Consider the following 22,039-nt stretch of genomic DNA (forward strand, 5'->3'; position numbering starts at 1 on the left):
GGGGAGATGGCCGGGGTTGGGGACGAGGGGCGTCGGACTGGTGAATGGTGAATGGTGAATAGTGAATGGTGAATAGTGAATGGTGAATAGGGGGCGCGTTTGGGGGTTACTCGATCACCTTGGGGACCAGGTACAGGCCGTTCTCCAGCGCGGGTGCGCCGGCCTGGAACAGGTCGCGCTGGTCCTCTTCGGTCACCACATCGGGTCGCAAGCGCTGCACGGCATCCAGCGGGTGGGCCAACGGTAACACATCGGCGGTGTCCTCCCGGGCCATCTCATCCACCAGGTCAAGGATATTGGAGAGGTCGCGGACATAATCCGGAATATCGACCTCATCGATGGCGATGCGGGCCAGATGGGCGATGTTCTCCACGTCGTGTCTGTCTAGGGCCATGGTATGGTTTTCTGTCATCAGAGTGTGGGACCGGCCCGGTTACCGGCCCGCAGGATGAAACGCCGCCCTTGCCCGCAACCCGGGCCACTGCTAAATTAGCGCGGCCTAACGCACGTGACAGCTTTAATCGATAAAGGGACCCGCGTCCGGTCGCGGACAGGTGGACGAAGCCGCGACCCATTATAGCCATCCGTTCGTCCCGTTTCTAAGGCTGATTCTCAACCCTCGCCGCTACGAGTTAACCGCACCTATGTTTAAAGGCCTGAGAGGCTTCTTTTCAAACGATCTCTCCATCGACCTGGGGACCGCCAACACGCTGATCTACGTGCGGGGCCAGGGCATCGTGCTGAATGAGCCCTCGGTGGTGGCGATCCGTCAGGAGCGCGGCCCCGGTGGTGCAAAGACCATCGCGGCGGTCGGCAACGACGCCAAGCGCATGCTGGGGAGGACGCCGGGGCACATCACCGCCATCCGGCCCCTGAAGGACGGCGTCATCGCCGATTTCACCGTCACCGAGAAGATGCTCCAGCATTTCATCCACAAGGTGCACGAGAACCGCTTCATGCGGCCGAGCCCGCGGGTGCTGGTGTGTGTGCCCTGCGGTTCCACCCAGGTGGAGCGCCGGGCCATCCGCGAATCGGCGGCCGGCGCGGGTGCCCGCGAGGTCTATCTCATCGAAGAGCCCATGGCGGCCGCCATCGGTGCCGGCATGCCGGTGTCCGAGGCCAGCGGTTCCATGGTGCTGGACATCGGCGGTGGCACCACCGAGGTGGCGGTGATCTCCCTGAACGGCATCGTCTATTCGGCGTCGGTGCGCGTCGGCGGCGATCGCTTCGACGAGGCCATCATCAACTATGTGCGCCGCAACTACGGCAGCCTCATCGGTGAGGCCACGGCGGAGCGCATCAAGCACGAGATCGGTTCCGCCTATCCCGGCACGGAGATGACCGAGATCGAGGTGCGGGGCCGCAACCTCGCGGAGGGCGTGCCGCGCAGCTTTTCCCTCAACAGCAACGAGATCCTCGAGGCCCTCCAGGAACCCCTGTCGGGCATCGTCAGCGCGGTGAAGACGGCACTGGAGCAGACCCCTCCCGAACTGGGGGCCGATGTGGCGGAGCAGGGCATGGTACTCACCGGGGGCGGGGCGTTGCTGCGGGACTTCGACCGCCTGCTCATGGAGGAGACGGGACTGCCCGTGCTCATCGCCGAAGACCCCCTGACCTGCGTCGCCCGGGGCGGTGGCCGGGCCCTTGAGATGATGGACGAGAAGGGCGTCGACGTGTTCGCCACCGAGTAGCCCCTCCCCTTGGACTCGCCCGCGGCGGCAGTCTTCAGGCCCCTGGGCCGGCACGCCTCCGGCCATTCCAGTACCCTGACGCACCCGGTCTTCGCAGCGGGAGGTGCCGTCTGATCAGAAGCGAGAAAACCCTGTTTACCCGCGGCCCGGCCCTGAGCGTGCGGCTGGCGGTGTTCGTGCTGCTGTCGGTGCTGCTCATGACCCTGGATCGCCTCCATCAGCTGGAATTCGTCAGGGCGGGGCTCGGCGTGATGCTCTATCCGGTGCAGATGGCGGTGCATGTGCCCCTGCAGGCGGGGACCTGGGTCTACGACACCTTCTCCCTGAGGCGCTTCCTGGCAGAGGAGAACCAACGCCTGCGCCGCGAGCAGCTGGCCATCGAGGTTCGGCTCGGCCGTTTCGAGGCCCTGGAGGCCGAGAACCGCCGCCTGCGTAATCTGCTGGACTCCTCCGTCAAGGTGGGCGAACAGGTGCTCATCGCCGAGGTGGTGGCGGTGGATCTGGATCCCTTCAGCCGCCAGATCCTGCTGAGCAAGGGTGCGCGGTCGCGGGTCTATGCCGGCCAGCCCATCATCGACGCCAACGGTGTTATGGGGCAGGTGGCCCATGTCAACCCCCTGACCTCGGCGGCGCTCCTGATCACCGATCCGGGCCATGCCCTGCCGGTGCAGATCAACCGCAACGGCCTGCGTTCGGTGGCCGTGGGGACGGGGGCGGCCGGCAGCCTCGCCCTCCAGTATCTGCCCAACAATGCCGACGTGCAGGTGGGGGACCTGGTGGTGACCTCCGGGCTGGGGGGGCGTTTCCCCTCCGGCTATCCGGTCGGCACCGTGACCTCGGTGACGACGGATGCCGGGCGCCCCTTCGCCGATGTGGTGGTGGAGCCGTCGGCCCAGCTGGAGCGCAACCGGGAGGTGCTGCTGGTGTGGCCGGCCCATGTGCCTATCACCCCCCCCGGCGAAGACGGGGAGGGATGATGATTGCGCGGCCGCGGGGCGGCGTGGCGCTGGTGCTCACCTTTGTCATCGCCTTCATGCTCATGATCCTGCCCCTGCCGGCCCTGGCCGAGCCGTTGCGCCCGGCGTGGGTGACCATGGTGCTGGTGTACTGGGCCATGGCGGTGCCCCAGCGGGTGGGGGTGAGCTGGGCCTGGTTCACGGGGCTGCTCAAGGACGGCGTGGCGGGTACGTTGCTGGGGCAGTATGCCCTGGGTCTGGCTCTGGTGGCCTTCATCGTCATCAAGTTGCATCAGCGCCTGCGGGTGCTGCCGCTGTGGCAGCAGGGGGTGGGCGTGTTCGTGCTGGTGTTGCTGGAGCAGAGCCTGTTCCTGTGGACCCGCGGCATCCAGGGTCTGCCCACCCCGTGGTTGCTGGTGCTCGGGCCGGCCGCCGCCAGTGGCGTGGTGTGGCCGTGGGTCTTCATCATCCTGCGGGACGTGCGGCGTCGTTACCGCATCGAATGAGGGCCTTCGCCGGCCTGCGTTTGGCCTGACCTCTCGCGACCCGTAATATCCCCCCATGTCTGGTGAACCCGTGCGGTCATGACCCCCTCCATTGCCCTCAAGGACAAGGTCCGGGAAGACGCCGTGGTGAGGGGCCGGTTGCTGGCCGCGGTGGCCGGCATCCTGGTGCTGCTGGTGCTGTTGGTGTGGCGGTTGACGGATCTGCAGGTGGTGAGTCACCAGCACTTTATCACCCAGTCCGAGAATAACCGGGTGAAGATCGTCCCGGAACCGCCCATTCGCGGTCTCATCTATGATCGCAATGGCGTATTGCTGGCCCAGAACACCCCCTCTTACACCCTCGAACTGGTGCCCGAGGCGGTATCCGACCTGGATGCGACCCTCGATGCCTTGGGTGATGTGGTGGAGATATCGGCGCAGGACGTGGAGCGTTTCCGGCAGCTCGCCAGTCGCAAGCGTTCATTCGAGAGTATTCCCCTGAAGTTTCGCCTCAGTGACGAGGAGGTGGCGCGTTTCGCGGTTAATCGCCACCGTTTTCCCGGCACCGACATCCAGGCCCGCCTCACCCGCCACTATCCCCTCGGTGAGGTGACGGCCCACGTCGTGGGTTATGTGGGCCGGCTCGACGAGGCGGCCCTGCAACGGGTGGACCCCGTCCAGTACAGCGGCACCAGCCACGTGGGCAAGACCGGGGTGGAACGCTCCTACGAGAAGGTACTCCACGGTATCGTGGGCTACCTGCACGTGGAGAACAACGCCCAGGGCCGGCGCCTGCGGGTGCTGGAGCGGGTCTCGCCCAGCCCCGGCAGCGACCTGTTCCTGCATCTGGATGCCGCCCTCCAGCGGGAGGCCCTCGCCGCCCTGGGGGACCATACCGGGGCGGTGGTGGCCATCGATCCCAACAACGGCGGCTTGCTGGCCCTGGCCAGCAAGCCCGGCTACGATCCCAACCTGTTCGTCAACGGCATCGATACCGAGTCCTACGCCGACCTCAGCGGCTCGCCCCTGCGGCCCCTGTTCAACCGCGCCATCCGCGGGCAATATCCGCCGGGCTCCACCATCAAGCCCATGATGGGTCTCGCCGGCCTGGAATACGGGGTGGAACTCGCCACCGGTCATACCTTCTGTCGCGGCTGGTATCAGCTCCCCAACAGCTCCCACCGTTACCGCGACTGGAAGCGGACCGGCCACGGCAAGGTGGACCTCAACTGGGCCATACTGCGCTCCTGTGACGTCTACTTCTATGAGATGGCCCATGCCCTGGGCATCGATCGCATGCATGAGTTCATGACCCGCTTCGGCTTCGGCGTCCGCACCGGCGTCGATATCGCGGGAGAGGCGGCAGGCCTGATGCCCAGTAAGGACTGGAAGCGGGCCGCGCGCCACAAGCCCTGGTATCGGGGCGAGACCCTCATCACCGGCATCGGCCAGGGCTTCATGCTCGCCACCCCACTGCAACTGGCCCAGGCGACGGCCATCGTGGCCAATCGCGGCCGTATCCTGCGGCCACGCCTGGTGCAGTCCTTCGGCGATCCGGACCAGGAAGGGGTCTTGGAACCGGCACCGGCGCCCGGGTCCCTTGGGTTGCGGGATGCCGCCTTCTGGCGCCCTATCGTCTCCGCCATGGAGGATACGGTCCACACCCCCCGGGGCACCGCCCATCGTATCGCCGACGGCCTGTCCTATCGCATGGCCGGCAAGACCGGCACCGCCCAGGTGTTCGGCCTGGCCCAGGACGAGGAATACGACGCCGAGAGCCTGAAGCGCGAGTTGCGGGACCATGGCCTGTTCATCGCCTTCGCGCCGGTGGACCAGCCGCGCATCGCCGTGGCCGTGGTGGTGGAGCATGGTGGCGGCGGATCCACGTCGGCGGCACCCATCGCGCGGCGGGTCATCGACCACTACCTGGCCCGTGAACTGCCCGCCGCCATGGACATGGCCGGGGAGCCGGCGAGCTGATGCACTCCCGCCAGACCCTGCCTCAGCGTTTTCACCTCGACGTCCCGCTGCTGCTCGCTATCCTGGTGCTGGCGGGGATCGGCCTGGTGGTGCTCTACAGCGCCGGCGGCGAGGATCCGGAGCTGATCGTCAAACAAGGCTTGCGCTTCCTGCTGGCCCTGGGGTTGATGCTGCTGGTGGCCCAGATCGCCCCCCAGCATCTGGCCTTCTGGGCGCCGTGGTTCTATGCCGGCAGCCTGGTGCTGCTGATCCTGGTCCTGGCGGTGGGGGATGTGGGCAAGGGTGCCCAGCGTTGGCTGGATCTGGGATTTATGCGCTTTCAGCCCTCGGAGATGGTGAAGGTGGCGGTGCCCGCCATGGTGGCCTGGTATCTGTCGGAACGCCCCCTGCCCCCCAGCCTGCCACGCCTGCTGGTGGCCGCGGCCCTCATCGTGGTGCCCACGGCCCTCATCGCCAAACAGCCGGACCTCGGCACCTCGTTGCTGGTGGCGGCGGCCGGTGTCTTCGTGCTCCTGGTGGCCGGCATGTCCTGGCGCCTGATCCTGGCCATGGGCGCCTTGTGCGCGGCGTTCTTGCCGGTGCTGTGGTATTTCTTCATGCGCGACTACCAGCGTCAGCGGGTGCTCACCCTCCTCAACCCCCAGAGCGACCCCCTGGGGGCCGGCTACCACATCATCCAGTCCAAGATCGCCGTGGGGTCCGGCGGCGTGTTCGGCAAGGGCTGGCTCAATGGCACCCAGTCCCAGCTGGATTTCGTGCCCGAGCGCGCTACCGACTTCATCTTCGCGGTCTTCAGCGAGGAGTTCGGCCTGGTGGGTTCCCTGGGGCTGCTGGCCCTCTATCTGTTCATCGTGGTACGCGGCCTGTTCCTCGCCGCCGAGGCCCAGGAGACCTTCGGCCGCCTGCTGGGCGCGGGGCTGGTACTTACCTTCTTCGTCTATGTGTTCGTCAACATCGGCATGGTGACCGGGCTGCTGCCGGTGGTGGGGGTGCCCCTGCCCCTCATCAGCTACGGCGGCACCTCCATGGTGACCTTGATGCTGGCTTTTGGCATCCTCATGTCCGTCCACAGCCACCGGCGGTTACTCTCCGACTGACATTGAGCGCGCCGACCTCAACGGTATTCCCCCGCGGCCCGCGCCCGGCCCTGGGCCTCGTATTGGCCCTGGTCACCCTGCTGGCGGCCTGCGGCGTGGTGGAGGAGCAGGATCGGGCCCCGAGCCGGCCTCCTGCCGATATCATGAGCACGCCTGATGCTGTGCCCCGGCCCGAGCCCAGGAGCCGTTACGGCAACCCGCGCTCCTACGAAGTGCTGGGCAGGCGCTACCAGGTGATGGACGGCGCCGAGGGCTACGTGGAGCGGGGCATCGCCTCCTGGTACGGCGAGAAGTTCCAGGGCCGCCACACCTCCAGCCGGGAGATCTACGACATGTACGCCATGACCGCGGCCCACAAGTCCCTGCCCCTGCCCACCTACGTCCGGGTAACCAATCTGGAGAACGGGCGCCAAGTGGTGGTGAAGGTAAACGATCGCGGCCCGTTCCACGCCAATCGCATCATCGACCTCTCCTACGCCGCCGCCGCGAAGCTGGGGATCCTGCGCCAGGGCACCGGCCTGGTGGAGGTACGCGCCCTGACCGGCGCCGGGCGCGCGCCTTCCCCGCCGCTTCTGCGCCAGGCGGCGAGGGACGGCCTGGCGCTCTACCTGCAGGTGGGCGCCTTCACCGAGCGGGAGAACGCGGCCCGCCTGAAGACCCGCCTTCACTCCTTCTCGCCCGTGCCCGTGCGTGTGGTCGAGGCCCTGGCCGGCAGCGGTCGAGTCCATCGCGTGCAGCTGGGGCCGGTGCAAGGCGTCACCGCCATGGACGATCTGGCGGCCCTGGTGTCGAGCCGCGGCATCCGGGACATGCACGTGGTGGTGGAATAAGCGTGGGGTGTCGGGCTGAAGCCCGACCTACAGCCCGACCTACAAAAAGCGTAACCGCGAAAGACGCGAAATGACGCGAAAAGGGAGAAGGACAGAGGCGTAGGTCGGCTGCTCTTGGCAGCCGACGGAAACTCGGCGCTTTGCGGGCGCGGATGTCGGTTGCCGAGAGCAACCGACCTACAGATTGCTTGACAGGAAACGGAGTATCTACAGCCCGACCTACAAAAAGCGTAAGCGCGAAAGACGCGAGTGACGCGAAAAGGGAGAAGGTCAGGGAGGAGTGGCCGTTTGAAAAGGCGCAGCGGATCCACCGTTTCGGCGTCGGCAGAGCGGACGCACGGGTGGTAATCTTTTCCCATTTCCCCTTTGCCCTGGCCCGGATGTAGGTCGGGATTCATCCCGACATTAAACCCACCGCGCATACCACAGGCCGGGCCGGAGCCATCCGCCAGCTGTCGGGCTGAAGCCCGACCTACAGCCCGACCTACCAATTGGTTGAAACCGGGTGATTGTCGAGTCGTCCGTGACATGGCGGATACGACCTTACTCTACGGGCAAGGGTGGTGGTTCCTTGACAGGCCCGGGGGCTGTATCTAATGTCCCTTGCCTTGCATCCACAGGAGGCCGGACCCCTGAATATCCCCACGCGCATACCCTTCGCCCTGTTTTTCGCCGCACTCATGCTGTGGTCCACCGCCCACGCGGCCACGCCGCGCGCCCCGGATGTCGCCGGCACCTCCCACGTGCTCGTGGACTTCCATAGCGGGCGGGTGCTGAGCGCCAAGGAGCCCGATCTGCGGGTGGAGCCGGCCAGCCTCACCAAGATGATGACTACCTATGTGGTGTTGCGGGAACTCGAGCGCGGCGCCGTGTCCATGGATGACGAGGTGCTGGTGAGCGAGAAAGCGTGGCGCATGATCGGCTCGCGCATGTTCATCGAGGTGGGGAAACGGGTATCGGTGGAGGACCTGCTGAAGGGGGTGATCATTCAGTCCGGCAACGACGCCAGCGTGGCCCTGGCGGAGCACGTGGCGGGCAGCGAGGAGTCCTTCGCCGACCTCATGAACCAGACGGCCAAACGGCTGGGTCTCGAACACAGCCATTTCGTCAACAGCACCGGCCTGCCCCACGAGGACCATTACACCACCGCCGCCGACATGGCCCGGCTGGCGGCGGCCCTGATCCGAGACTTTCCCGAGCACTACAGTTGGCATGCGGTGAAGAGCTTCACCTACAACGATATCGCCCAGAACAACCGCAATCGGCTGCTGTGGCAGGATGACAGCGTCGATGGCGTCAAGACGGGCCATACCGAGGCCGCGGGATACTGCCTGGTGGTCTCGGCCAAACGCGAGGGCATGCGTCTCATCTCCGCGGTCATGGGGACCAGCAGCCAAAACGCCCGCACGGTGGAAACCCGCAAGCTGCTCAACTGGGGGTTCCGCTTTTTCGAGACCCGCAGGCTGTATGGCGCCGGCGAAGAGCTGTCGCGGATCCGGGTGTGGAAGGGAGAGCCCGCCGAGGTGCCCGCCGGTCTGGCCCATGATCTCCATGTCACGGTGCCGCGGGGACGTTTCGAGGCGGTCGCGGCCGAGATGACCCTGGATGGCGAGGTATTGGCCCCGGTGACCCGGGGCCAGCGCTTGGGGCTGGCGCGGGTGCGTCTCGGTGACGAGGCGCTGGCCGAAGCGCCCCTGGTGGCCCTTGGGGCCAGCGCCGAGGGTGGGCTGTGGACCCGCCTGGTTGACCATGTCCGCCTCATGATGCAATAGCCCGTGACGGCCGTGGTTTACGTCAACGGCGAGTTCGTGCCCCCGGAGCGGGCCGTGGTGCCCATCCTCGACCGGGGTTTCATGTTCGGTGACGGTGTCTACGAGGTGATTCCGGCCTACGGGGGCTGCCTGTTCAGGCTGCCGCAACATCTCGACCGGCTGGACCGCAGCCTCGCGGCCATCCGCCTGGACAACCCCCTGAGCCGGGAGGCGTGGCGGACGGTGCTGGCGGAATTGCTGCGCCGTAATGGCGGCGGCGACCGTTCCGTATATCTGCAAGTGACCCGTGGCACGGCACCGCGGGACCATGTGTTCCCCGCCGGCGTCCGGCCCACGGTGGTGGCCCAGTGCACCCCCATGGCGGCGCTACCCGCGCAGGGCGTGGCGGCCATCACCGCCCCGGACATGCGCTGGGAATCCTGTAACATTAAGGCCATTACCCTCCTGCCCAACGTCCTGGTGCGCCAGCAGGCCCGGGAGGCCGGGGCCTACGAGGCCATCCTGCACCGCGCGGGAAGGGTGACGGAGGGGGCGGCGAGCAACGTCTTCGTGGTCCATGGCGACGAGGTGGCCACCCCCCCCAAGGGCCCCCACCTGCTGGCGGGCATCACCCGGGACCTGGTCATGGAGTTGTTGCAGGCCGCGGGCCGGCCGTGCCGGGAGCGCGAGGTGCAGGTGGCGGAACTCGCCGGCGCCGACGAGATCTGGCTCACCAGCTCGACTCGGGAGGTGATGGCCGCGACGCGGCTGGACGACAGGCCCGTAGGCGAGGGGACGGCGGGGCCGCGCTGGCGGGAGGTGAATGCCCTCTATCAGGCCTGCAAGGCGGACATCGACCGCTGGTGTGGGTGACATCCCGGTATCTGAATAATGGAGGGCGATGACCATGAGTGATGCAGCGGAACAGCAGGAGGAGGGGCGGTTCACCTTCGAACTGGAGCAGACCGAGGGCTACGAGTTCAAGGTGCTGTTCGATCGCAAGAAGCTGTCCGCACTGACCCTGGACGAACCCCCGCCCCTGGGAGAGGGCAACGGTCCCAACGCCTCGCGGCTGCTGGCGGCGGCGGTGGCCAACTGCCTGTCGGCCAGCCTCATCCATTGCATCTACAAGGGGGATGTGCCGGCGGCGGCCATCCGCACCCGCGTCACCTGCCGGCTGGTGCGCAACGAGAAAAAGCGCCTGCGCATCGGTGGCCTGGAGGTGCGTCTACAACTCGGTGAGGATGCCGCCAGAGCGAATCGGCTGGCACGTTGCCTGGACCTGTTCGAGGATTTCTGCGTGGTCACGGCCAGCGTCCGCCAGGGGGTGCCCGTCACCGTCGAGGTGGTGGACCATGAAGGCAACACCCTGAAGCGCAGCGATTGACCCATGCCGCCGCCCGCTGGGCCCTGCTACACTTCTGTCGTATTATCCTAAAGCTTATAAAAACAGCCGGCGCCCATCGCCAAGCGATGAAGGTCACCGTGGCGGAGCCAGGGGCCGACGGACGCCGGATACCGTTATAACGCATACCAGAGAGGAGCGACGTCCGGAGCGCTCTCCGGGTCAGGGGATGACCGCCAACCGGATTCCCCGCGTCCTGCCGGGGAACCATGGGGCCGGGACGGAGGGCGTCCCGCGCGGGGCCGCTATGGGCTGCCAGGTCCCTGCCGGTGGAAGAGGGGGTGGTTCGCGGATGCGCTGAATGTCCTATGACCGGCGATAATACCGAGCACACTGACACCACACCGGCCTCGGGCCGCGGCGGTCTCTACGCGCGTCTCAGTCATGCCCTGGAATGGCTGTTTCTCGATTTCCCCTATCTCCTGTTCAGTCCCGGCGGTTTGCTCCATGGCCTGTTGCGGGGACTGGGTCGTGGTTTGCTGGCCTTGCCACGGGGCCTGGCGCGGGCCCTGTGGTGGTTGCTCGGGCTGGCCTTCGGATGGCAGAAGCCCTTCTGGGTGTGGCTGGCCCGGGTCACCGGCGTGACGGCCCTCGGCCGGGTCTACGTCCAGTTGGAGAAGCCCGCGCGAATCATCTTCTGGGTGCCGGTGATGCTGGCCGGCGGCTTGTTGCAGAACCTCATCGGGGGCCTCGTGCCGGTGCTCTTGGTCGCCGTCCTGTTCATCTATTTCAACAAGTTCGTGGTGCGGGACGAGGACAAGTTGCAACTCCAGGAACTCGGCAAACGCCATCCCAACTGAGTCGCCGCCCGCTCCCGGGGGGGCGCCGTCAGCGGTACAGGGCGAGGGCGTCGATGCGGGCCTCGATGTCCTCGGCCACGCGGCGGTAAGCGGGCGAGTCCACCGCTTGGTAGCGCCGCCGGAACGCCTCCGCCGCGAGGAATTCCTCCAGGCCCGTGAGGTCCGGCAGCAGTTGGTCCCCGCTGATGCCGGTGGCCACTCGGGCCTGGATGTCACGGGCCCGGGCGGCCGGGCCGGTGGCCAGCTCGGCGAATCGCACACCGGCGCGGTCCGCGGCGAGATCGGTGAAACTGAAGCCGCTGCCATGCCTCGAGTCGTCCAGTTCCTTCAACAGGCCTACGGCATCCGCCACACTGCCGCCGCCCGCCGCGGCGATGCCCGCGGATATCAGAAAATGCTGGGCCAGGTCCTGGCGTTCGCCCAACACCGGTATGAGCCGGGCAGGCCGGGCCGCCGCCGGCTCGGCGTCCAGCAGACGCGCCACATCCACGCCCTGGATATAGAGCGCCAGCACGGTGAGCGCCGAACGGTTCTCCTGGGCGGGATCGTTGCCTCCGAGGCTGCGGTTTTCCGCCAGCCGAAACAGGGGGCCGAGCAACGCCTCCAGCGCCACCCGCCGGCCTGCCAGATCCTTGGTCACCTCCGCGAGGCGCCGCTGATAGGCCAGCAGCCGCGGCTGCTCGCCGGCGGGCAGCAGTAATCCGCGGCCGACGGCACGGGCCTGATCCACCAGTTCCGGCTGCCATTGATAGACCAGTTGGAGTCTGTCCCGGTCCACGCGGATGCCGTTGATGGCCGCCAGGGTGTGACGGTAGGCGTCGTGGTGCCACAGCACGTGGTGTCCCCCCTGGAAGGCCAGGTTGGCCAGGGCGGCGGGGATGGATACCGGCCCGAGGCGTGTCGTGGTGAGACGCGGCCGGCCTGCTGCCATGTCCAGATGGGCGGTCAGGTTGAGATACCGGCCGAAGGGGTTGCGGGGCACCTCCACGGTGGCCACGGCGATGATACGGCCATCCTGCAGACTCAGGTGAACACTGCCCGGCACCAGACGTGCGGCGGCATAGCGTAACAGCAGGTTCAGTTCGGTTGCCCCGAGGCTCAGGGTGCGGATCTCGCCTGCCTGCAGGCGCCGCGGATCATGGGACTTCATGAGTCGCCTGGCGCGCTCCACGTCGCCCGAAGTGAAGGCCTCCTCGTAGACCACCGCGGGAGTGGACTCGAGGGCGGCCAGCACCACCACCACCGGCAGGAGCACGGCGAGAATGATGACAAGCAACAATGCCCTGCCTACAAGACCCATGGTTCGGCTCATCTCCGGGGGCGAGGACGCGGGCGCGGTGGCCTCAGACGTTTCTCGACGCCAGTATCTCCCGTGCCGGGGATCGGTCCCCGGTGCGGCTGATGGAGCGCCGTCCGTCGAGAAAACGCAGTTCGAAGCCGAGGTCGCCATATAGTTCCACCACCCGTTCGGTGGCCTGATTGGAGGCCACTACCGGGCCATCGTGGGCCGCCAGCCACTCGGCCAGGGCCACCTGGCGCTCCCACGGAAAGCCGTCCCGGGCATACTGCCGGAAGGGCACGTCGTAGGGCGGGTCGGCGTAGATGAAATCGTCGGGCTCCAGGTCGAGGGCGGTGAAGTCGGTGGCCCTGAAGGACCAGGGTGCCAGCAGGGGGGCGTAGGCGGTGAGGTCGCGGCGGTAATTGATGGCCGTGTGGCGGCCGAAAGGCACGTTGAATTCACCCCGACTGTTGAAGCGGCACAGGCCGTTGTAGCCCGTGCGGTTGAGGTAGTAGAAGAGTTCCGCGGCCTTTCTGTTGCGCCTGCCCCGTCCCGCCACCAGGCGGTTGAACTCGTCGCGGTGCCGGTAGTAGAGGTCTGCCTCGTTGCGCATGGGGATGGTGATCCTGAGCCCCTTCTGGAGCCAGAGATAGAAATTCACCGCGGCGTCATTGATATCGTTGAGCAGCGCCTGGCGCGGCGCGAGGCCCAGGGCGATGGCGAGCCCGCCGACGAAGGGTTCCACCAGTCGCCGTTCCTCGTGGCGGCGCCACAGGGGCTCCAGATGGGGTATCAGCCAGCGCTTGCCGCCGGCCCATTTGAGGGGCGGTGTAAGAGAGGCGGGCGTTGTCGTGGCGGGGCGACGGGGCCGCGCGCTGGCTGTTCCAGAATCAGGCACGCTCTGAGGCTCGTGGAATCGAGGGCATATGGTAGCTCATCGGGCTCGCCATGGGGGCGCTTGCCCGGTCCATACCCGGCAGGCCCACACCGGGCGGGTGTACGTGGGGCAAAGCGGGGCGCTGATTTGACAATGTACCCGCTGCGGCTGCTAGGGTATTCGTTTTATCCGACAATGGAGTCCCCATGCGTAATCTTATCTTCGCGGTTCTGACGGTGTTGCCCCTGTTCGTGATCGTGCCTGCGGTGCAGGCCCAGAACCAGTCCGCTCTGCCCCCCGGCCTCGAGGAGGAGTTGAGGCAGCTCAAACAGGAGATCGACGCCCTCAAAGGCCAGGTGGCGGCCATCCAGCGCCAGGCCCTCGAGTCCCATCCCGATCTGGCACAGCAGCGCGAGGATCTCGCCCGCCTCATCCGGGATACCGCCGATGAGCGGGGCTTCGACGCCACTGCGTCCAAGCAACGCCTGGAGGAGTTGCAGCAACGCTATAAGAGCGGTGATCTGTCGCCCCAGGAGAAGCAGCAGGTGGCCAGTGAGTTCGAAAGTGAACGGGAGGCCCTGCAGAACGCCCAGCAGCAGATCCTGAAGGACGAAAACGTGGTTGCCGCCCGCGGCCGGTTTGCCAAGGACATATCGGCGGCCATGGCCGAGGAGGATCCGCGGGCCGAGGCCCTGATAGAGGAGCTGAAGGCCCTCACCGAGGAGTTCCGCCAGGCCCTCATGGCCGCCCTGCAGCGCCAGCGCGGCGGCTGAGGCGACTGGCCCTTCTGGCGCATCCTCGGCGCATCCCCGGCGCATCCCCGGCGCGCCACCGCGGCCCCGTCCATCCTGGGGTCAGGTCTGCGTTATTGCATTAGGGTGCTGCCTCTGCCGGCGTTCCCGGCAGGTGCCGCCTGATGGCGCCCGCGGCGCTCTCGTGGATGGAGAGCAGGGCCGGGATCACCAGTAGCACCAGCACCGTGGCGAATCCGAGTCCGAAGGAGATGGACACCGCCATGGGGATGAGGAACTGGGCCTGGAGGGAGGTCTCGAAGAGCAGGGGTGTCAGCCCCGCGATGGTGGTCAGGGAGGTGAGCAGCACGGCTCGCAGGCGCTGGCAGGCGGCCTCCACGATGGCCTCTCCCACGGGCATGTGCTCCGTTTCCCGCAGGCGCTTGTAGAAGCTGATGAGGATGATGGAGTCGTTGACCACGATGCCCGACAGGCCGAACAGGCCGAACAGGGACAGGATGGTGAGGTCGATGCCCATGAGGAAATGCCCGGTGAGGGCCCCCACCAGGGCGAAGGGGATGGTGGCCATGATCACCAGGGGCCAGCCCCAGGATGCGAATACCCAGGTGAGGATCACGTAGATCAGGGACAGGGCGAGGATACCGCCGGTGGCCATGTCGGCCAGGGTCTCCCGCTGGTCCGCGGCCCGGCCCTCGAGGGTATAGTCCACGCCGTAGCGGCTCTGGACCTCCTGCAGGATGCCGTCCTCCAGGGCCGCGCGTACCAGGTTCTCGTTGGCCACCCGCTTGTCCACGTCGCCGTAGACCTGGGCGGCGCGTTTGGCCTGGGCGTGGCGCAGGGCCTCGAAGCTGCGCCGGGATTCCAGGGTGACCACCGCCGGCAGGGGCAGGGCATCGCCGTTGGGCAGGGTGATCTGCAGGGACTCGAGGATGGCGAGGTTGTTGCGTTCCTCGTTCGGCAGTACCACCCGTACCTCCACCTCGTCGTTGCCCTGGTGATAGATCTGGGCGATGCGGCCATCGAAGGCGGCGCGCAATTGCCGGCCCACCTGTTCTATGGACAGCCCCACGGCGCGGCCCCGCGGCGTCAGGCGGTAGATGAGCTGCTCCTGGCCCCACGGCATGTCATCCTCCACCGCGCTTACCCCCTCCATGGCCGCCAGGGCGTCCTGTACCTCGAGGGATGCCGCCTTGAGCTGCTCGGGCGTGCCGCCCATGAGCCGCACCTCCACGTCCCGCCCCGGCGGCCCGGTGCGCCGCGAGGCGATGGCCAGGTTCTCCAGGCCCGGGGGTGTGTCCACCCGGGCCTCCCAGGCGTGGATGAAGTCCTCGTTGCGCACCGTGCGGGCGTCGGAGGAGACCAGTTCCACCAGCACCGCGCCGAACTGGTCGCCCCGCTGGGCCGGCTGGCCACCCTGGGAGACCAGGCTGCCGTGCTGGCTGTGAGCCGTCACCACCAGGGGCTCGGCGAACTCCGCCTCGGTCTCGTAGAGGGCTTGTTCGAGGTGGGCGAGGAATGCCTCGACCCGGTGTTCCGGGGTGCCCGACGCGAAAGAGGCGTTGGCCGTGATGACGTTGGCCTCCACCGCGGGGAAGAAGGTGAAGGGCACGCGTCCTCCGACCACTAGGCCGATGGACAGCAGCAGCAGGGTGGCGGCCCCCGCCAGGGTGGTCCAGCGGTACTCCACGGCGGCGCCCACCAAACGTCGAAAGTGGTGGTCGCGGAAGCGGTTGAACAGCCGATCAAGGCGCTGCCGGGTTCGCCCCGGCTCGGCGTGGTGGATATGGCGGAAGGCATGGCGCAGGTGACCGGGGAGGATCAAAAAACTCTCCACCAGGGAGGCGGCGATGACGCAGATGATGACCAGGGGGATGTCGAAGAGGATGTTGCCGATGACGCCCCCCACCATCATCAGGGGAATGAAGGCCGCGATGGTGGTGAGGGACGATGACATCACTGGCGCCAGCATGCGTCGCGCCCCGCCCTCCGCCGCCTCCAGGGAGGCCTCGCCGAACTGGTAATGGGCCAGGGCGTCCTCCCCCACCACGATGGCATCGTCGACGATGATGCCGAGTGCCATGATGAGGGCGAACAGGCTGATCATGTTGATGCTGCCTCCCACCGCGTAGAGCACTGCCAGGGTGGCCATGAAGGAGATGGGTATGCCTACGGCCACCCAGAAGGCGACGCGACTGTTGAGGAACAGGAACAGGATGGCGAGCACCAGCACCAAGCCGCCGAGGCCGTTCTTCACCAGCAGGAAGATGCGTTGCTTGATGAGCTGCCAGCTCTCGTCGAAGGCCTCCAGTTCGATGCCGGGGGGCAACTCGTGGCGCTTTTCCTCCAGCCATTCATTGAGGATACGGGCGGATTCCAGGGAATCGGCGGTCTCCGAGCGCAGGGCCTGGAGCACCACGGCGGGCCGGCTCGCCATCGCCAGGGAGACCTGGCCGTCCTGGGGGCGCTTCTCGATACGGGCGATGTCCCCGAGGCGAATGAGGCCGCCATCCTCGGTGGCGATGATGGGCAGGTCCGCGAATCCCGCCTCACTGCGGCGCTGGTCCAGGCTGCGTAACTGGCGCGCCGTGTCGTCCCTGCCCACGGTGCCCGCCGGCAGGTCCTGGCTGGCATCCCGGACCCGGGTGGCGATGTCGTCCAGGGACAGGTTGAGCTCCCGCAGCCGCACCGTGGGCACCTGGATGGCGATCTCCTGCTCCGGCAGGCCGCTGATCTCCACCTTGGCGATGCCGCGGTCCAGGAGTTCCCGCTCCATGCGGTAGACTAGCGGGCGCAACTCTTCGAGGTCCCGCGGGCCCGATACCAGGATGCGTGCCACCGGCTCGTAGCGTACCACCAGGGACACCTCGGGCTCTTCGGCGTCGCTGGGCAGATTGCGCACCAGGCCCACCCGTTCCTTCACCAGGTCGAGGGCCGGGCCCATGTCCGTGCCTTCGTGATACTCGAGGGTGATGGAGGCGGCGCCGTTGGCGGAGGTGGAGGTGAGGTTCTTCAGGCCATCCACGGTGCGCAGCTCCTGCTCCATGGGGTCCGTGATGGCCCGCTCCACGTCGTCGGCGCTGGCACCCGTCCACACCACGCGTACGGTGATGACATCGAGGGCGAAGGTCGGGAAGAACTGGGTGTTGAGGCGCATCAGGGACACCGTCCCCACCAGGAACATGACCAGCATGAGCAGGTTGGAGGCCACCCGATGCTGGGCGAACAGGCCGATGATGTCCTTCCTGTGGGCCAAGGTCTCGGCCTCAGGTCCCGGCCGCGGCGACGCCCGGGTCGGGCGCCGCCTCTTCGCGTACTGTCGTCACCTGCAGGCCGGACACCGCGTTGGGAAGCTGGGTTACCACGACCCGGTCGCCGCTGCGCAACTCTGTGCTGGTGATCAGTACCAGCAGTTCACCCGAGGCCAGGGCGCGATCGCCGCGATGGGTCACATCCACCGATTCCATGCGGCCGTCAACGACCCGGTAGACGCGGTCCATGCCGTAGAGGGCGTCCCGGGGCAGTAGAAAGGTGTCGTCCACCGGCGGCAGGAGAAGGTCCACGGTCACGGTCTGGCCAACGGGTAGCCAGTCATGGTTATCCGGCACCTTCAACAGCGCGTCGAGGCCACCGCTGCCCGCTACCACCCGGCCCGCCAGGCGGTCGAACTCCAGGGGAATGGTCTGGTCGCCGATGTGTGCCACGGCATGGAGGGAATGATCCGAGGCGGTGGCGCGATCCAGGGTATGTTGATGGCGGGATGGCACCTGGGCTCGGACCTCGAGGCGGTCCCGGTCGAACATCTCCAGCAGGCCGTCCCCCGCGCGCACCCGATCCCCCGGTGCCACCAGGGTGGCGGTGATGCGGCCGTTGAAAGGCGCGCGGATGCGGGTGCGTTCGAGGTCGAGACGACTCTGCTGCAGCTGGGCCTCGACGCGGGCCAGCTGGGCCCGCAGCCGGGCGAGGCGGGCGTCATGCTCGGCGATGGCCAGGCGTCGCTGCACCAGGCTGAGTTGCCGAAGGTTCTGGTTCTGCAGCGCGTCATCCACGCCGGCCTCGGTCCCCACGTTGCGGGACTTCAGATCCTGTGCCCGTTCGACGGCGCGCCGCGCCAGGGTCAACAGCGCCTGCTCCTCTTGCAGGGCATCAAGATCCGCCTCATAACGCAACTCCTCGAGGCGTATCTGGGCCTCCATGTCCGCCCGCTCGGCCTCCCGTTGGGTCACCGTCAATCGGTAGTCGTCATCTTCGAGGGTCATCAGCACATCGCCGCCCGCCACCCGTTGCCCCTCGAGGACCTCGAGGGTTTCGACGTAGGCCGCCACCGCGGCCGTGAGGCGCGCGGAGTAGGGCGATTCCACGCGGCCGAGCAGGTGCAGGCCCGGCCGGTAGGCCCCCAGCCGGGCCTCCACCACGGCCACCGGCCAGTTGCGTTCCGAGGGCTCGGGTGGCGCGTTCTCCGGCCGGGTGGATTTCAGGGCCATGAAACCCGCCACGCCGACCAGTAACAGGAGAACAGGGAGCAGTACTTTGCGCATGATGATTCAAGGAGAACCGATGGATGGGGCGCATCTTGCCATGTTCGGCGGGTATGCGAAGCCTTATCTTTACGCACCCGGCGCCCCGGCGGATCGATTATTATAAGATTTTGCTTAAGGAGCTTCGAGGAGAAGTTTAGCCCTGGGGCTCAACGGTATCCCTTCGACCGAGTTCACGCACGGTAACTTCCTGCGCCCACGAATTTTTGCCGCATGGCCCTATGGGTTATCCTCGGAGGTCGGAACACCCCGTGACTCACAGAGGATTACCCGCATGAATATAGCCCTCACCCCAGCCGTAGCCCGCATCGCTCTGGTATTTCTCCTTTCCCTGGGTGTTGCCCCCCAGACTCTGGCGGCCAGCGCCCAGGAGATCGATATCAGGGTGGATGCCGCCCTGGAGCGTTTCAAGGACGAGGTCAACGGCGGTGGCACTTTCATCGAGAAGGCGGAAGGGCTCCTGGTGTTTCCGGACATCATCAAGGCCGGCATCGGCATCGGTGGCGAGTATGGTGAGGGCGCCCTGCGCATCGGCGGCGAGACGGTTCAGTACTACAGCACGGCGGCCGCTTCCATCGGCTTCCAACTGGGGGCCCAGCAGAAGACCGTGATTCTCGTCTTCCTCGACCAGGAAAAGCTGAAGGAATTCCGTGCCAGCGATGGCTGGGAGGCCGGCGTGGACGGCTCGGTGGCCCTCATCGAATGGGGTGCGGGCAAGAACATCAATACGGTGGAGATCGACAAGCCCATCGTGGGCTTCGTGTTCAACAACAAGGGCCTGATGTACAACCTGACCCTGGAAGGCACCAAGATCACCAAGATCGACCGTTGAGAAGGGCGGGTTATTAACGTGAAAGTCGCGAAGCACGTTCTCCCCCTCTCCCTCTGGGAGAGGGACGGGGTGAGGGAACGAACATGGCGATACGCGCTCCGCTTTCATCATTTCGGGTGGCGCGTATCGCCATGAGAGTTAACTACGAAATATGCGAAAGACGCGCAAAGAGTTTGAATGTCGGGATGAATCCCGACCTACAAAAAGCGTAACCGCGAAAGACGCGAAAAGACGCGAAAAGGGAGAAGATCAGGAAGGAGTGGCCGTTTGAAAAGGCGCAGCGGATCCACCGTTTCGGCGTCAGCAGAGCGGACGCACGGGTGGTAATCTTTTCCCCTTTCCCATTTCCTATTTCCCCTGGGGAGAAGGACAGAGCCGTAGGTCGGCTGCTCTTGGCAGCCGACGGAAACTCGGCGCTTTGCGGGCGCTGTAGGTCGGGCTGTAGGTCGGGCTTCAGCCCGACAGCCAACGCTGGCGGGTGGTACCGACCCGGCGCGAGGTATGCGCGGCGGGTTTGATTGTCGGGATGAATCCCGACCTACATCCGTGCCGCAGGAACGGGCGGTGGGGTGGTGTGCAGGTCGGGCTGTGGGTGGGGCTGTAGGTCGGGCTTCAGCCCGACAGCCGGCGGGTGGTACCGACCCGGCGCGAGGTATGCGCGGCGGGTTTGAATGTCGGGATGAATCCCGACCTACATCCGTGCCCAAGGAATGGGCGGTGAGAGGTGTTGTGTAGGTCGGGCTTCAGCCCGACAGCCTGCTTCTTTTTTCGCGCCTTTCGCGTCTTTCGTAGTTAAAAGGGTTTCTTGTCAAACGCCTCACTGGCGCTTCATGGCGTCGAAGAACTCGCCGTTGTTCTTGGTCTGCTTGAGGCGGTCCATGAGGAATTCCATGGCCTGGACGTCCTCCATGGGGTGGAGGAGCTTGCGCAGGATCCAGATCTTCTGCAGCAGGTCCGGCTTGATCTGCAATTCCTCCCTGCGGGTGCCGGAGCGATTGATGTTGATGGCCGGGAAGATGCGCCGCTCGGCGATCTTGCGCTCCAGGTGGATCTCCATGTTGCCGGTGCCCTTGAATTCCTCGTAGATCACGTCGTCCATGCGCGAGCCGGTGTCCACCAGGGCGGTGGCGACGATGGTCAGGCTGCCGCCTTCCTCGATGTTACGGGCGGCCCCGAAGAAGCGCTTGGGGCGTTGCAGGGCATTGGCATCGACGCCGCCGGTGAGCACCTTGCCCGAGGCCGGAATCACGGTGTTGTGGGCTCTGGCGAGGCGGGTGATGGAATCCAGCAGGATCACCACGTCGAGTTTGTGCTCCACCAGGCGCTTGGCCTTCTCGATGGCCATGTCCGCCACCTGGACGTGGCGGGTAGGGGGTTCGTCGAAGGTGCTGGAGATGACCTCGCCCCGCACCGAGCGCTGCATCTCGGTGACCTCTTCCGGCCGTTCGTCGATGAGCAGCACCATGAGGTAGGCCTCGGGATGGTTGGCCTCGATGGAATGGGCGATGCTCTGGAGCATCATGGTCTTGCCGGATTTCGGCGGGGATACGATGAGGCCGCGTTGTCCTCTGCCGATGGGAGACGCCAGGTCGATGATACGCGGGGTCAGGTCTTCGGTGGTGCCGTTGCCCAGTTCCAGCTTGAACTGCTGGTTGGGAAACAGGGGCGTGAGGTTCTCGAACAGGATCTTGTTCTTGGCACTCTCGGGGGCATCGAAGTTGATCTCCGAGACCTTCAGCAGGGCGAAGTAGCGCTCGCTGTCCTTGGGCGGTCGTATCTTGCCCGAGATGGTATCGCCGGTACGCAGGCTGAAGCGCCGGATCTGGCTGGGAGAAACGTAGATGTCGTCGGGGCCGGCCAGATAGGAACTGTCGGCGGACCTGAGAAAGCCGAACCCGTCCTGGAGGATCTCCAGTACACCATCGCCGAATATGTCCTCTCCTTTCTTCGCATGGGCCTTGAGGATGGCGAAGATCACATCCTGCTTGCGGTTCCGGGCCATGCCCTCGATGCCCATGGCATCGGCCATCTGGATCACTTCGGATGCGGATTTTTTCTTGAGTTCGGTCAGATTCATGACAAAGGAGGATGTAGTGGGAGAAGGACTGGAAAAGGGAATTGGTTGACCCTGGGCCGGGGATGCGGCGCAGGCCGACGATAGCCGCCTCACGCGGTGATTTTCGATCTGGTTCAGTTCAGGTAAGCACCCGCCACCCATGCGGCTGTGATCCGCATTACGTTTGACCGGAGTCAGATACTGGAAATCTACTGGGCGTGGCCCGGTGGGTGAGGGCGCGTAACGATACTGCTTTGTAAAACTAGCATGTGTATGGGTTGGAGTCCAGCATTTGTGCCGCTTCGGAGGCCCCATGGCGGGGGCGCTGTCCCGTCACAGATTGCTGTCCAGAAACGCCGACAGTTGGGATTTCGATACGGCGCCCACCTTGGTGGCTTCCACGTTGCCGTTCTTGAACAGCATCAGGGTGGGGATCCCCCGTATACCGTAGCGCGGCGGGGTGCCCGGGTTCTCGTCTATATTGAGTTTGGCCACCGTCAACCGGTCGGCGTACTCGTCGGCGATCTCCTCGAGCAGAGGGGCGATCATCTTGCAGGGCCCACACCACTCGGCCCAATAGTCGATCAGCACCGGCTTTTCCGACTTGATCACTGATTCCTCGAAAGTGCCGTCGGTCACCGAAATGATTCGATCGCTCATGTTCTGACTCGTTCTCCTAAAGCGTGAAGTTGAAAGTGTGGTATGAATAATAC

General features: G+C 66.0%; 19 protein-coding genes. 12 read left to right on the forward strand and 7 right to left on the reverse strand.

Going from position 1 to position 22,039, the window contains the following annotated elements:
* Positions 1 to 106: 106 nt before the first annotated feature.
* Positions 107 to 394, reverse strand: coding sequence for an Asp-tRNA(Asn)/Glu-tRNA(Gln) amidotransferase subunit GatC (gene gatC / locus U5S82_10960; protein ID MDZ7752160.1), 288 nt, complete (start codon positions 392 to 394; stop codon positions 107 to 109).
* A gap of 250 nt (positions 395 to 644) precedes the next feature.
* Here gatC and U5S82_10965 point away from each other — a divergent pair, with 250 nt between their 5' ends.
* The 10 genes from U5S82_10965 (at position 645) to U5S82_11010 (ending at position 10,995) form a co-directional block, all read left to right on the forward strand.
* Positions 645 to 1,691, forward strand: a complete 1,047-nt coding sequence (locus tag U5S82_10965; GenBank protein MDZ7752161.1) for a rod shape-determining protein — start codon at positions 645 to 647, stop codon at positions 1,689 to 1,691.
* Between the two features lie 131 nt (positions 1,692 to 1,822).
* Positions 1,823 to 2,668 carry a rod shape-determining protein MreC gene (gene mreC, locus U5S82_10970; protein ID MDZ7752162.1) on the forward strand — a complete coding sequence of 282 codons (846 nt, stop codon included), beginning with the start codon at positions 1,823 to 1,825 and terminating at the stop codon, positions 2,666 to 2,668.
* Positions 2,665 to 3,153, forward strand: a complete 489-nt coding sequence (gene mreD, locus U5S82_10975) for a rod shape-determining protein MreD (GenBank protein MDZ7752163.1) — start codon at positions 2,665 to 2,667, stop codon at positions 3,151 to 3,153. The genes mreC and mreD overlap by 4 nt, the downstream gene beginning before the upstream one ends.
* Positions 3,154 to 3,231: 78 nt before the next feature.
* Positions 3,232 to 5,112 carry a penicillin-binding protein 2 gene (mrdA, locus tag U5S82_10980; protein ID MDZ7752164.1) on the forward strand — a complete coding sequence of 627 codons (1,881 nt, stop codon included), beginning with the start codon at positions 3,232 to 3,234 and terminating at the stop codon, positions 5,110 to 5,112.
* Positions 5,112 to 6,209, forward strand: coding sequence for a rod shape-determining protein RodA (gene rodA / locus U5S82_10985; GenBank protein MDZ7752165.1), 1,098 nt, complete (start codon positions 5,112 to 5,114; stop codon positions 6,207 to 6,209). Before mrdA ends, rodA begins: the two co-directional genes overlap by 1 nt.
* Before the next feature lie 2 nt (positions 6,210 to 6,211).
* Positions 6,212 to 7,039, forward strand: a complete 828-nt coding sequence (locus U5S82_10990) for a septal ring lytic transglycosylase RlpA family protein (GenBank protein ID MDZ7752166.1) — start codon at positions 6,212 to 6,214, stop codon at positions 7,037 to 7,039.
* Positions 7,040 to 7,635: 596 nt separating this feature from the next.
* Complete coding sequence (locus U5S82_10995; protein MDZ7752167.1) at positions 7,636 to 8,811, forward strand: D-alanyl-D-alanine carboxypeptidase family protein; 1,176 nt, start codon at positions 7,636 to 7,638, stop codon at positions 8,809 to 8,811.
* A gap of 3 nt (positions 8,812 to 8,814) precedes the next feature.
* Positions 8,815 to 9,663, forward strand: coding sequence for a D-amino acid aminotransferase (locus U5S82_11000; protein ID MDZ7752168.1), 849 nt, complete (start codon positions 8,815 to 8,817; stop codon positions 9,661 to 9,663).
* 34 nt (positions 9,664 to 9,697) lie between these two features.
* Positions 9,698 to 10,177 (forward strand): OsmC family protein, encoded by a 480-nt coding sequence (locus U5S82_11005; GenBank protein MDZ7752169.1) that lies wholly within the window; start codon positions 9,698 to 9,700, stop codon positions 10,175 to 10,177.
* 326 nt (positions 10,178 to 10,503) lie between these two features.
* On the forward strand, positions 10,504 to 10,995 hold the full coding sequence (locus U5S82_11010; GenBank protein ID MDZ7752170.1) for a hypothetical protein: 492 nt from the start codon (positions 10,504 to 10,506) through the stop codon (positions 10,993 to 10,995).
* 28 nt (positions 10,996 to 11,023) lie between these two features.
* On the opposite strand, the gene U5S82_11015 is transcribed toward U5S82_11010, so the two are convergent.
* Positions 11,024 to 12,295, reverse strand: a complete 1,272-nt coding sequence (locus U5S82_11015) for a hypothetical protein (GenBank protein ID MDZ7752171.1) — start codon at positions 12,293 to 12,295, stop codon at positions 11,024 to 11,026.
* 43 nt (positions 12,296 to 12,338) lie between these two features.
* Positions 12,339 to 13,172, reverse strand: coding sequence for a DNA adenine methylase (locus U5S82_11020; protein ID MDZ7752172.1), 834 nt, complete (start codon positions 13,170 to 13,172; stop codon positions 12,339 to 12,341).
* A 185-nt stretch (positions 13,173 to 13,357) separates the two neighbouring features.
* On the opposite strand from U5S82_11020, the gene U5S82_11025 reads away from it, so the two are divergent.
* Positions 13,358 to 13,924 carry a hypothetical protein gene (locus U5S82_11025; protein ID MDZ7752173.1) on the forward strand — a complete coding sequence of 189 codons (567 nt, stop codon included), beginning with the start codon at positions 13,358 to 13,360 and terminating at the stop codon, positions 13,922 to 13,924.
* A 100-nt stretch (positions 13,925 to 14,024) separates the two neighbouring features.
* On the opposite strand, the gene U5S82_11030 is transcribed toward U5S82_11025, so the two are convergent.
* Positions 14,025 to 17,156, reverse strand: coding sequence for an efflux RND transporter permease subunit (locus U5S82_11030; GenBank protein ID MDZ7752174.1), 3,132 nt, complete (start codon positions 17,154 to 17,156; stop codon positions 14,025 to 14,027).
* A 10-nt stretch (positions 17,157 to 17,166) separates the two neighbouring features.
* Complete coding sequence (locus U5S82_11035; GenBank protein MDZ7752175.1) at positions 17,167 to 18,438, reverse strand: biotin/lipoyl-binding protein; 1,272 nt, start codon at positions 18,436 to 18,438, stop codon at positions 17,167 to 17,169.
* A 274-nt stretch (positions 18,439 to 18,712) separates the two neighbouring features.
* Between U5S82_11035 and U5S82_11040 the strand changes: the two genes are divergently transcribed.
* On the forward strand, positions 18,713 to 19,270 hold the full coding sequence (locus U5S82_11040) for a YSC84-related protein (GenBank protein ID MDZ7752176.1): 558 nt from the start codon (positions 18,713 to 18,715) through the stop codon (positions 19,268 to 19,270).
* Positions 19,271 to 20,087: 817 nt separating this feature from the next.
* Here the strand turns inward: U5S82_11040 and rho are convergent.
* Both rho and trxA read right to left on the reverse strand, forming a co-directional pair.
* Positions 20,088 to 21,347 (reverse strand): transcription termination factor Rho, encoded by a 1,260-nt coding sequence (gene rho / locus U5S82_11045; protein ID MDZ7752177.1) that lies wholly within the window; start codon positions 21,345 to 21,347, stop codon positions 20,088 to 20,090.
* Between the two features lie 312 nt (positions 21,348 to 21,659).
* Positions 21,660 to 21,986 (reverse strand): thioredoxin TrxA, encoded by a 327-nt coding sequence (trxA, locus tag U5S82_11050; protein MDZ7752178.1) that lies wholly within the window; start codon positions 21,984 to 21,986, stop codon positions 21,660 to 21,662.
* Positions 21,987 to 22,039 lie beyond the last annotated feature (53 nt).

This window comes from Gammaproteobacteria bacterium (assembly GCA_034522055.1).
Taxonomy (GTDB): Bacteria; Pseudomonadota; Gammaproteobacteria; order JAABTG01; family JAABTG01; genus JAABTG01.

What these genes read in the sequence shown, in the direction of transcription:
- gatC (MDZ7752160.1), bottom strand. Translation starts at nt 394, where the DNA reads ATGGCCCTAGACAGACACGACGTGGAGAACATCGCCCATCTGGCCCGC.
- U5S82_10965 (MDZ7752161.1), top strand. Translation starts at nt 645, where the DNA reads ATGTTTAAAGGCCTGAGAGGCTTCTTTTCAAACGATCTCTCCATCGAC.
- mreD (MDZ7752163.1), top strand. Translation starts at nt 2,665, where the DNA reads ATGATGATTGCGCGGCCGCGGGGCGGCGTGGCGCTGGTGCTCACCTTT.
- mrdA (MDZ7752164.1), top strand. Translation starts at nt 3,232, where the DNA reads ATGACCCCCTCCATTGCCCTCAAGGACAAGGTCCGGGAAGACGCCGTG.
- rodA (MDZ7752165.1), top strand. Translation starts at nt 5,112, where the DNA reads ATGCACTCCCGCCAGACCCTGCCTCAGCGTTTTCACCTCGACGTCCCG.
- U5S82_10995 (MDZ7752167.1), top strand. Translation starts at nt 7,636, where the DNA reads ATGTCCCTTGCCTTGCATCCACAGGAGGCCGGACCCCTGAATATCCCC.
- U5S82_11005 (MDZ7752169.1), top strand. Translation starts at nt 9,698, where the DNA reads ATGAGTGATGCAGCGGAACAGCAGGAGGAGGGGCGGTTCACCTTCGAA.
- U5S82_11010 (MDZ7752170.1), top strand. Translation starts at nt 10,504, where the DNA reads ATGACCGGCGATAATACCGAGCACACTGACACCACACCGGCCTCGGGC.
- U5S82_11015 (MDZ7752171.1), bottom strand. Translation starts at nt 12,295, where the DNA reads ATGGGTCTTGTAGGCAGGGCATTGTTGCTTGTCATCATTCTCGCCGTG.
- U5S82_11025 (MDZ7752173.1), top strand. Translation starts at nt 13,358, where the DNA reads ATGCGTAATCTTATCTTCGCGGTTCTGACGGTGTTGCCCCTGTTCGTG.
- U5S82_11035 (MDZ7752175.1), bottom strand. Translation starts at nt 18,438, where the DNA reads ATGCGCAAAGTACTGCTCCCTGTTCTCCTGTTACTGGTCGGCGTGGCG.
- U5S82_11040 (MDZ7752176.1), top strand. Translation starts at nt 18,713, where the DNA reads ATGAATATAGCCCTCACCCCAGCCGTAGCCCGCATCGCTCTGGTATTT.
- rho (MDZ7752177.1), bottom strand. Translation starts at nt 21,347, where the DNA reads ATGAATCTGACCGAACTCAAGAAAAAATCCGCATCCGAAGTGATCCAG.
- trxA (MDZ7752178.1), bottom strand. Translation starts at nt 21,986, where the DNA reads ATGAGCGATCGAATCATTTCGGTGACCGACGGCACTTTCGAGGAATCA.